This is a genomic window from Mesorhizobium sp. WSM4976, from assembly GCF_029625685.1.
In the GTDB taxonomy this organism is placed as follows: Bacteria; Pseudomonadota; Alphaproteobacteria; order Rhizobiales; family Rhizobiaceae; genus Mesorhizobium.
Map to the genome: position 1 here is coordinate 1 of NZ_JARTVT010000083.1, position 1,650 is coordinate 1,650.

4 protein-coding genes are annotated in these 1,650 nt (G+C 58.1%); 3 read left to right on the plus strand and 1 reads right to left on the minus strand.

The window, feature by feature from the left end; all coding sequences use genetic code 11:
* Positions 1 to 282, plus strand: a 282-nt coding sequence (locus P9272_RS35735) for a hypothetical protein (RefSeq protein WP_278164897.1), incomplete at its 5' end; no start/stop codon positions are given.
* A 91-nt stretch (positions 283 to 373) separates the two neighbouring features.
* A complete protein-coding gene (locus tag P9272_RS35740) occupies positions 374 to 568 on the plus strand; it encodes a hypothetical protein (protein WP_278164899.1) in 195 nt (64 codons plus the stop codon).
* Between the two features lie 236 nt (positions 569 to 804).
* On the opposite strand, the gene P9272_RS35745 is transcribed toward P9272_RS35740, so the two are convergent.
* Positions 805 to 1,113 carry an HNH endonuclease gene (locus P9272_RS35745; RefSeq protein WP_278164901.1) on the minus strand — a complete coding sequence of 103 codons (309 nt, stop codon included), beginning with the start codon at positions 1,111 to 1,113 and terminating at the stop codon, positions 805 to 807.
* 133 nt (positions 1,114 to 1,246) lie between these two features.
* Between P9272_RS35745 and P9272_RS35750 the strand changes: the two genes are divergently transcribed.
* Complete coding sequence (locus P9272_RS35750) at positions 1,247 to 1,594, plus strand: hypothetical protein (RefSeq protein ID WP_278164903.1); 348 nt, start codon at positions 1,247 to 1,249, stop codon at positions 1,592 to 1,594.
* The last annotated feature ends 56 nt before the right edge of the window (positions 1,595 to 1,650 follow it).

Here is a 1,650-nt window from a genome sequence, read left to right on the forward strand (position 1 = left end):
GACGAGGTCGCCATCACCGCAACAGTCCGCAAGCGCGTGACCGAAGATAGGGTCAGCGTCTCGATCCCGAACTATGGATTTCCACACTCGATAGTTGACCGGACATCGGCGCTGAAGAAAGGCCAGCGGATTGAACTCACTGGTGATGTCCTCCGGGTCGACGAAAATACCGTGACGGTGAATTTGTCCCCGCCGGTGACAGTGGACATCGATGTAGTGCGGTTGGTCACCAGCTACGTTCCGCCGAAGAGAAAGACGCCGCTGGTCGACAAGGCGACCTAGTCGGGCCGTTTTCGTCTGCCGTGGCCGCTCCTCCATGCCGGAACAAGGCTTCGCAATCATCGTTGGGTCCGTGACCAACTGGGGCCAATGCATGAAAACCTACCAAGTCGAAGAGATGGCTGGCGAGACGCCAGTGTCCGGCTACACCGTTATCGCCAACACGCCATGGGAAGCAGCGACGATCGGAACCAAGAAAGAGGTTCAGGCGCGCAGAAATGAACCGTCATGGGTGCGGGTCACAGAGGAAACGGGCGGCACAGAAGTCTACAAGTACGCGTTCAAGTAATCGTGGGGGGATTCACAGATTCGCGGTTTCGATCTATGGTTGCCCTCGAAGAAATCGCAAGGTGGCAACCATGGAAGCGATCTTTGACGACATTGCAGCAGCCCTGAGAGCCCCGCCAGCGCGTTTCCAGGCTCGCTACGGCGCCTTGGCGCTTCGCCTGGCTGAAAGCCTCGCTACGGGCCTCGCAATCGGCGTAGGCTTCGCAATCGTGCACGCCCTCGCGGGTTGAAAATCTTTCAGCCTCGCTTTCGGGCAGTGGCTCGGCGCAGCGCCGAAGTAGGTCGAGCCAACCTCGCTGCCTTTTTCCTCTTGGCGGCTTCCTGCTTGGCCTCGTTCATTCGATTGCCACGATCCTGATTGCACTGCCTGCAAGCTGCAGCCAGATTGGCGCGAGCGTTCGTCCCGCCGTGCATCTTTGGTTTCACGTGTTCCAGCGTGGCTTCCCTCGGTGTGCCAGTGGCGGTGAACGGCTCGCCGCACCAGCAGCACAGCCCGTGTTGGAGCTTGATCAGTTCATCTCGCTCTTTGGCTGGATCGAATGCCATGGGGGTTGTTTCCCTCCTTATTGTTTTTGACTTTGCCCCAAGGGAACACGACGACGAAAGAACGTCAAGACTTGCATTAGCGAGTGCTTGACGAACCTGCCTGACGCGCCGCATTCTCTACTTGGGGAATGGCATGGGCAAGGTTTATCGCAATCAAGGTGCTGACCGGTCTAGCCGGCGACGGAAAAGCGCTGGGCAGGCGCCTATACGAGTAGTTTTGGTGACCGTTGCCGCCGCCTCTGCCTTTGCTACGCAGTACGCTTTCAATCATGGCACGTCAGGGATTTCGATAAGCTCGAATCCATTCGGAATCGGTTGCAATATCAAGGGCAACATCAGCTATTACGGTGGGCAGAAGATTTATCATGTCCCGGGCCAGGAATATTACTCAGAGACGCGGATCAACCCCCTGAAAGGCGAGCGATGGTTCTGCAGCGAGGCTGAGGCACAGGCGGCCGGGTGGCGAAGGGCCAGGAGGTAGTGGCGGCTACTGCATCTCCATAGCCCAAGCGTCGAACATCTGAACGAGCTCCGCGC

Coding starts and splice junctions, on each gene's coding strand:
- P9272_RS35740 (WP_278164899.1), top strand. CDS start 374: ATGAAAACCTACCAAGTCGAAGAGATGGCTGGCGAGACGCCAGTGTCC.
- P9272_RS35750 (WP_278164903.1), top strand. CDS start 1,247: ATGGGCAAGGTTTATCGCAATCAAGGTGCTGACCGGTCTAGCCGGCGA.
- P9272_RS35745 (WP_278164901.1), bottom strand. CDS start 1,113: ATGGCATTCGATCCAGCCAAAGAGCGAGATGAACTGATCAAGCTCCAA.